This is a genomic window from Variovorax sp. 01T432, from assembly GCF_056398605.1.
This window is the reverse complement of sequence record NZ_JBFTPS010000102.1, coordinates 1-6,395: the sequence shown is the minus strand read 5'-3', so window position 1 is coordinate 6,395 and position 6,395 is coordinate 1. Positions and strand designations below refer to the sequence as shown.

The 6,395-nt window shown below is 61.7% G+C and carries 5 protein-coding genes and 1 pseudogene; 4 read left to right on the top strand and 2 right to left on the bottom strand.

The window, feature by feature from the left end:
- Nucleotides 1-228: 228 nt before the first annotated feature.
- Nucleotides 229-1,216 (top strand): annotated as a pseudogene (locus AC1DNF_RS35060) (IS630 family transposase).
- Nucleotides 1,217-1,365: 149 nt separating this feature from the next.
- On the opposite strand, the gene AC1DNF_RS35055 reads toward AC1DNF_RS35060, so the two are convergent.
- The gene (locus AC1DNF_RS35055; RefSeq protein ID WP_478153479.1) at nucleotides 1,366-1,989 is read right to left on the bottom strand and encodes an FMN-dependent NADH-azoreductase; all 624 of its coding nucleotides are present in this window, start codon (nucleotides 1,987-1,989) and stop codon (nucleotides 1,366-1,368) included.
- Between the two features lie 123 nt (nucleotides 1,990-2,112).
- Here AC1DNF_RS35055 and pdxR point away from each other — a divergent pair, with 123 nt between their 5' ends.
- The 3 genes from pdxR to AC1DNF_RS35040 all read left to right on the top strand — a co-directional run bounded on the left by pdxR (nucleotide 2,113) and on the right by AC1DNF_RS35040 (nucleotide 4,454).
- Nucleotides 2,113-3,537, top strand: coding sequence for a MocR-like pyridoxine biosynthesis transcription factor PdxR (pdxR, locus tag AC1DNF_RS35050; protein WP_478153478.1), 1,425 nt, complete (start codon nucleotides 2,113-2,115; stop codon nucleotides 3,535-3,537).
- Between the two features lie 116 nt (nucleotides 3,538-3,653).
- Nucleotides 3,654-4,115, top strand: coding sequence for a carboxymuconolactone decarboxylase family protein (locus AC1DNF_RS35045; RefSeq protein WP_478153476.1), 462 nt, complete (start codon nucleotides 3,654-3,656; stop codon nucleotides 4,113-4,115).
- Nucleotides 4,116-4,133: 18 nt separating this feature from the next.
- The gene (locus tag AC1DNF_RS35040; RefSeq protein WP_478153474.1) at nucleotides 4,134-4,454 is read left to right on the top strand and encodes a DMT family transporter; all 321 of its coding nucleotides are present in this window, start codon (nucleotides 4,134-4,136) and stop codon (nucleotides 4,452-4,454) included.
- 411 nt (nucleotides 4,455-4,865) lie between these two features.
- Here AC1DNF_RS35040 and AC1DNF_RS35035 read toward each other — a convergent pair whose 3' ends face one another.
- Nucleotides 4,866-6,011, bottom strand: a complete 1,146-nt coding sequence (locus AC1DNF_RS35035) for an AlbA family DNA-binding domain-containing protein (protein WP_478153472.1) — start codon at nucleotides 6,009-6,011, stop codon at nucleotides 4,866-4,868.
- Nucleotides 6,012-6,395 lie beyond the last annotated feature (384 nt).

The window sequence follows — 6,395 nt, the reverse complement described above, 5'->3', positions numbered from 1 at the left end:
CGCACGAGTCCGGTCAGCTCTGCCCGTTCCCCGTCCGTCAGCACAATCTCGATGGCAACTCGCACGATCAAACCCCGTTTCCGCCCGTAGTAGAGCATTGGAAGCGAGGCAATCATTTAAGTTCCCTCAAGAATGCAACACTACACTAGTGCAGTGAGTTAGAAGTTCGTTGAACTATTCCTGATCCTCAGTGTCTCTCGTGTACCGTGTGTATTCGATGAGGCTGCAATGAGCGGAAGACCCAAAGCGACACTGGTTTTGACGGACGCCGAGCGTGATGAGCTCAAGGCCCTGGCGCTGCGAGCGCGCATCGTGCTGGCGTGCGCCGACGGGCAGGACAACAAGGTGGTTGCGGCGCGCCAGCGCGTCACCCCGCAGATGGTGAGCAAGCGGCGGGCACGGTTCGTCGAGCGTCGGCTCGACGGCCTGCTGGACGCGCCGCGCTCTGGTGCGCCAAGAACCATCGACGATGCCCGCGTTGATGCGGTGATCGCCAGGACGCTGGAGAGCGTGCCCCGCGGCGCGACGCACTGGAGTATGCGCATCATGGCCAGCGCAGCCGGGCTTTCGCAGACGGCCGTCTCGCGCATCTGGCGCGCTTTCGGCTTGCAGCGGCATCGCCAGGAGACGTTCAAGCTGTCGAGCGATCCGATGTTCGTCGAGAAGGTGCGCGACATCGTCGGCCTTTACATGGATCCGCCCTTGATGGCGGTGTTGCTGTGCGTGGACGAGAAGAGCCAGATCCAGGCGCTTGATCGCACGCAACCCTTGCTGTCGCTCGCCCCCAGCATCCCCGAGCGGCGCACCCATCCTACGAGCGCCATGGCACCGCAGCAGCGAGTTCCTCCAGTTCTTGCGAACCGTCGAGGCCAACGTCCCACCGGTGCTGGACATCCACCTGGTCATGGACAACTACGGCACACACAAGACGGCGTCGATCAAATCGTGGCTGGCCCGGCATCCGCCCTTTCATGTGCACTTCACGCCGACCTCGGCGTCATGGCTCAATCAGGTCGAGCGCTGGTTCGCAACGCTCACGCAGCGCTGCATTCGCCGCGGCACGCACCGCTCCACACGACAGCTCGAGCAGGCCATTCGGGAGTATCTCGACATCAACAATGCCGAGCCGAAGCCCTTCGTGTGGTCGAAAACTGCCGAAGACATGCTCGCCAGCGTCGAGAGGTTTTGTCTGCGAACTTCTAACTCACGACACTAGGTTCTCGAGCGCGAAATCGAAAGCTCGGGCAGCGCGTCGAATCCATTGAAAGCACGAACACGGCGTTGCGGGCGATCAACAAGATCACTCACGGGGACCAACCAGAGGCGCCCGGCCGCGGACTTCGGCCGGGCGAGTGGCGGGGCGGTTCATCGCACGCTCCTGAACTGCCCGTTAGCAAAGTGATATTGCAAGGCCAGGCTTGCCTGGGCTCTTGCCCTTGCAACCGCTGCTGGACCGGAGGCGACGCCTTCGATGCAGGTGAAACTCACGTCGCGAAGGCCGATCATGCCCAGGATGGCTTTCAGGTAAGGCGTCAGGAAATCGGGTTGCCGTGGACTCTCGCCGGAAAATCTGCCGCCCGAGGACACTGCAACGAAGACAGGACGGTCGCGCAACAATCCCACCTTCCCGTTCGGGCCGACATCGAAGGTGCGTCGCACTCGAGCGACGTGGTCGATCCAGAATTTCAACGCGGCAGGGACGGTGTAATTGTGCATGGGCGTTGCGATAACAAGGAAATCGGCCTCTTCAAGTTCCTTGATGAGGACTTCGGACCTTGCCGCCGTCCCGGCCTCCGACGCGTCCGCAGACGACTGCTGTGAGAGTGCGTAGTCTTCGTCGATGCGCAACAAGGCGTCTTCGCCGAGCAGACGTTCCACCACTGTGGCGGCCGGCAACTTCTCCAGGAGGTGGTCGATGATTTCTTGAGAGAGCCGGTGGCTTTCGGAGGCGCGGCCACGGGGGCTGCAGCTAACGTGGAGGATATTCATCGTCCGGTCTTTCGAGTTGGAAGAAAAATGCAAGGTGATCAGTCTACGAACCGCATGGTCCTGGCCGAAGAGCCAAGAAAAGACATTGCGACCGGGCCATGATTTATGCGATCCTGACCTGCCATGAATCGTGAAACAACCATGCCGGGCTTGTCCATCGACCGGACTGCGGCGCAACCGTACTACCGGCAGATTTACGGGCGGATCCTTGGCGCCATCACGAGTGGCGTCCTCAAACCTGGTGACCGCATCCCCTCGGCGAGGGCGCTGACCCAGGAGCTGGGCCTGGCCAGAGGCACCATCGAGGCTGCCTATTCGCTGCTTGCGGCGGAGGGGTACATCCAGGCCCGGGGGCAGGCGGGCACGATCGTGACGCCCGGGCTGAGGCTGCGAGTCAGGGTCGCCAGTGCGCCTGCGCGCCCCCAGACTATCGCGCCATCCAGCTTCCGGCCGGATTCGGTCTTGCCTTTCCAGATGGGCCTGCCCGCCCTCGATGCCTTTCCCCGCAAGATCTGGGCGCGCCTGGGAGCGCGTTCTGTGCGAGCCATGCAGCCCGTCGACATGGCTCATCCCTCCGTCTTCGGGTTGGAGAAACTTCGATCTCAGATCGCCGCGTATCTTCAGGTCGCCCGGGGAATCGACTGTTCCCCGTCTCAAGTCTTCGTGACGTCCGGATACCGCCACACGATAGCCCTCATTGCCCACGGGCTTCTGAAGGCTCACGACCGCGTCTGGCTCGAAGATCCGGGCTACCCACCCACGCGGGACGTCCTGGCCCACATGCACATCAAGGGAGTGCCGGTGCCCGTGGACGGCGAGGGAATGATCGTTGCACATGGAATCAAGGCCGCCCCCGGCGCTCGCGCGGCCGTCGTCACGCCGGCGCACCAAAGCCCGCTGTGCGTGTCTTTGTCGCTGCCCCGGCGCCTGGCGCTGCTCGAGTGGGCCTCGGCCAACAAGGCTTGGATCATCGAAGACGATTACGACGGCGAGTACCGCTATGCAAGCCGCCCGTTGCCCGCGCTCAAAGGCCTCGATCGTGACGGGCGAGTTCTCTACGCGGGAACGTTCAGCAAGGTGCTGTTTCCCAGTCTACGGCTCGCCTACCTCGTGGTTCCGAATGCGCTCATCGAACGGTTCGAGAGAATCAGCCACGCGTTTGCCGGCAGCAGTTCAGGGTTCACCCAGTCACTGGTGAGCGAGTTTATGGAAGAAGGACACTTCGCCCGGCACATCCAGCGGATGCGCAAGCTATACGCAGAGCGCAGAGAGGCGGCAGCCTCGGGCCTCGAAGGCGTGCTGGGGAAGTACTTGCAAATTGACCCGCAACCAGGAGGCATGCATTTGGTGTTGCGGCTCCGCGGTAGACGCTCGGACCGAGGGGTGGTGGCTCGCATGCGAGAAGACGGCCTGTATGGGGAAGCACTGACGGACTGGATGGCGCGCGGCAGCGGACCCTCGGCCGTGCTTCTCAACTTCACGAACGTCGACTCGCAGCGGACCGCCGAGAAGCTTGCCTTGCTCATCCTGGCGCGGCTTCGTCCGTAGTGGCGATCCAGCGCTGTCGTGCAAGGATCATGGCTTAGTACACAAGACCATTCTTGGCTCTTTCGGTATAGACCAAGGCCTCGCATCATCGGATCCTTCAACTGAAAGGATTCTTCGTGACTCATCGCATTGACTATTCCCAGGCAGCACCCGAAGGCTACAAGGCATTCGGCGGCGTATACGCAACGCTTCAGAGAAGCAGCCTCCCCAAAGCGCTGATCGACCTCGTGTACCTGCGCGTCTCGCAGATCAACGGCTGTGCCTACTGTATCGACATGCATTCGCGCGACTTGCTCAAGGCGGGCCTGGCGGTTGAGAAGCTGGTGCTGGTTCCTGTCTGGCGCGATGCGCTCGAGGTGTTCAGCACCCGCGAACGCGCCGCACTTGCATGGGCTGAAACCGTCACACGTGTCGCCGAGACCGGCGCTCCTGATTCCGAGTACTGGGCTGCAGCGGACGAATTCAGCGACAACGAGCTCGCCGTGCTCACATACGCCATAGGTTTGATGAACGCCTTCAATCGATTCGGGATCGCTTTCCGTTCGACCCCGGTCGGCGCTACCGCTGCTGCTGCCTGACCAGCGGGCTTGGCAACTATGGCATGGACACTGCTTTGCATCGCTGGGATCCTGGAGATCGCCTTCGCGTTCAGTATGAAGGCATCTCACGGCTTCACCAAGGTGATGCCTGCGCTCCTCACGGTCGGCTCGGGCCTGACGAGTGTCTTTCTTCTGTCCCTATCGATGCGCACGCTACCCATGGGGACCGGCTACGCGGTCTGGACCGGCATCGGCGCGGCTGGCACCGCGATCGTGGGAATCCTGGTGCTGGGCGACTCTGCGGCGCCGATGCGGGTACTGTGCATTGGACTTATCCTGGCAGGCGTCATCGGGCTCAAGCTGGCCGCCCGACAATGATCCCGCGGTACACCGATTGGCCGCGCCCGAAGGCGTCGCTCCGCGTGCGACCTTTTACCGCTCGATCGGATTTGAGCAGGCTGGCGATCCGGGACACTCACTGCTCCAACTAGCGCACGACTAGACGGCGCCGAACAGAGGCGGCGCGCAAGTCGATGTGTCTGACATGGGACTCCTCTGCCAGCCGTTCGCACCAGTCGTCGGCAGGTTCGTAGCGGGAACGCGCGGACGCGTGAAACAGCATGATCGACCGCTTGATGCAAGAGACCAGCCATTCAGGTAACAGGAGCTAGGACTGCAGCGGTCCCAAGACGGCTGTTCGCGCCCTGCGGTGCCCGCGGCTCGCGACCAGGCCGCGCGGGCCGCAGAGTTCAAAGGTGGGTGAAGTGGCCGCGCGTCGGATGGTAACTTCTATTTCTTCGCTGGCGCTGCAGTGTAACCAAAGGCTTGATAGAGGACGTCGCGCGTGTCTGCGAGTAGGTCGTCGACATCGAGGTCACCCGACAGGTCTTCGATGTAGATCTCCGGGAAGACCATGAACGGCCGGTCGGAGACCTTCTTTCGAAAAGGTGAATAGCTGTCGACCGCCAACTCGCAGCCTTCAACGTGCATCAGCGCGCAGGTCACCAACGCCGGGCCCGCGATCTCGTACCGCTTGGCGGCCTTCAGCGAAACAGTCAGTGATCGCTCGAAGAACTGGAGCGAGTGGGACGCCCATACCCCCACCTTGCCGTCTTGACCGCGGCCGCCGGCGATGGTCATGTACTCCATCGATCCATTCCTAAATAGCTGGCTTTGCGAGGACGCTTCACCGTTGGCGCCTAGGTAAGCGCCGGCGCCGTCCAAGTTCACGCGCGGGTCGGCGCCTCCGTCCCATACGATGAAGTCGACGAACTGCACCTTCTTGACGTCCACCAAAGTGCGGCGCGCCATGCCTGACAGCGAGACGAGCTCGAGTACAGCAAGGGGCGAATCGCCCATGGGCATCTGCGTCTTTCGTTCCTCAACGAGTTTTAGCCTGCTGTGAATGAATTCGCGCGCCTGCACGGCGAGCGCGGCGGAGGCACCGAAGGCCGAACGCACTTGGTCGAAGCTCATATCGGAGGTCATTTTCCCGTTGCGGATGACGAATCGTCGCTTCGTGCTGTTAGGGTTGCGCACGCAGTGGGGCCCGTCGAATGACATGGGGACGCGAAGAACCACCCCAGAGCCACCATCGAGCGGCACTTGGGCGATCTGGATGCCGTGAAACCGGGGTTCGATCCAGGCGTCCAGGATCTGCATGATTCGCCTCGACTCCTTGTCGAAGTTGTCGAAGGTCATCGGTATGACAGCCTTCGCAGTGCCAGTGGCCCTGTCCTCGCTGATCCCATACACGAGATCGCCACCGTCGGCGTTCAGCAAGGCGCTGACGTCCTTAGCTAGCTCTTCCTTGTCGTCGTCGCTCTTGCCGGGCAGAATCTGCTTGAAGTCGAGCGTGCTCGATTCGCTGGTGCGCTGGTCACAAACTTCCTGAAAAACGGCAGCATTGATCTTGTCGAGGGTATACGGCAACATTGCGGCTTCCAGTTACATTGCTGCGATATCGTAGCTGCATCGACGCGCAGCAACAGAATGCGTTCCAAGATCTAGTACCGAAGTGAACGTCTGCGTTGCGACCGGGGGCCTCACTAGCGAGCGACAGCTCTTGGCCATGCCGCATGTGGCACTTCTGCACATGGGATGATTCTTCGTCGAGCTCGTTCCAACGTGCTCGACTTCGCCGATCGCCTCACCGAGGCTTTCTGCCGATGATGCGGCGCCAAGACGGTGAGGGATCGCTTCCGCTTCCGCTCGACCTCCGTTCAACCTAGCGCGTTTGCGGTCCGGTCTGTATCTTGGTTCGCAATGAACCGAAACTCCCAAGAACTACAAGCCATCGAACGCGCCGAAGCCGAGCTG

What these genes read in the sequence shown, in the direction of transcription:
- AC1DNF_RS35055 (WP_478153479.1), bottom strand. Translation starts at nt 1,989, where the DNA reads ATGAATATCCTCCACGTTAGCTGCAGCCCCCGTGGCCGCGCCTCCGAA.
- pdxR (WP_478153478.1), top strand. Translation starts at nt 2,113, where the DNA reads ATGAATCGTGAAACAACCATGCCGGGCTTGTCCATCGACCGGACTGCG.
- AC1DNF_RS35035 (WP_478153472.1), bottom strand. Translation starts at nt 6,011, where the DNA reads ATGTTGCCGTATACCCTCGACAAGATCAATGCTGCCGTTTTTCAGGAA.
- AC1DNF_RS35040 (WP_478153474.1), top strand. Translation starts at nt 4,134, where the DNA reads ATGGCATGGACACTGCTTTGCATCGCTGGGATCCTGGAGATCGCCTTC.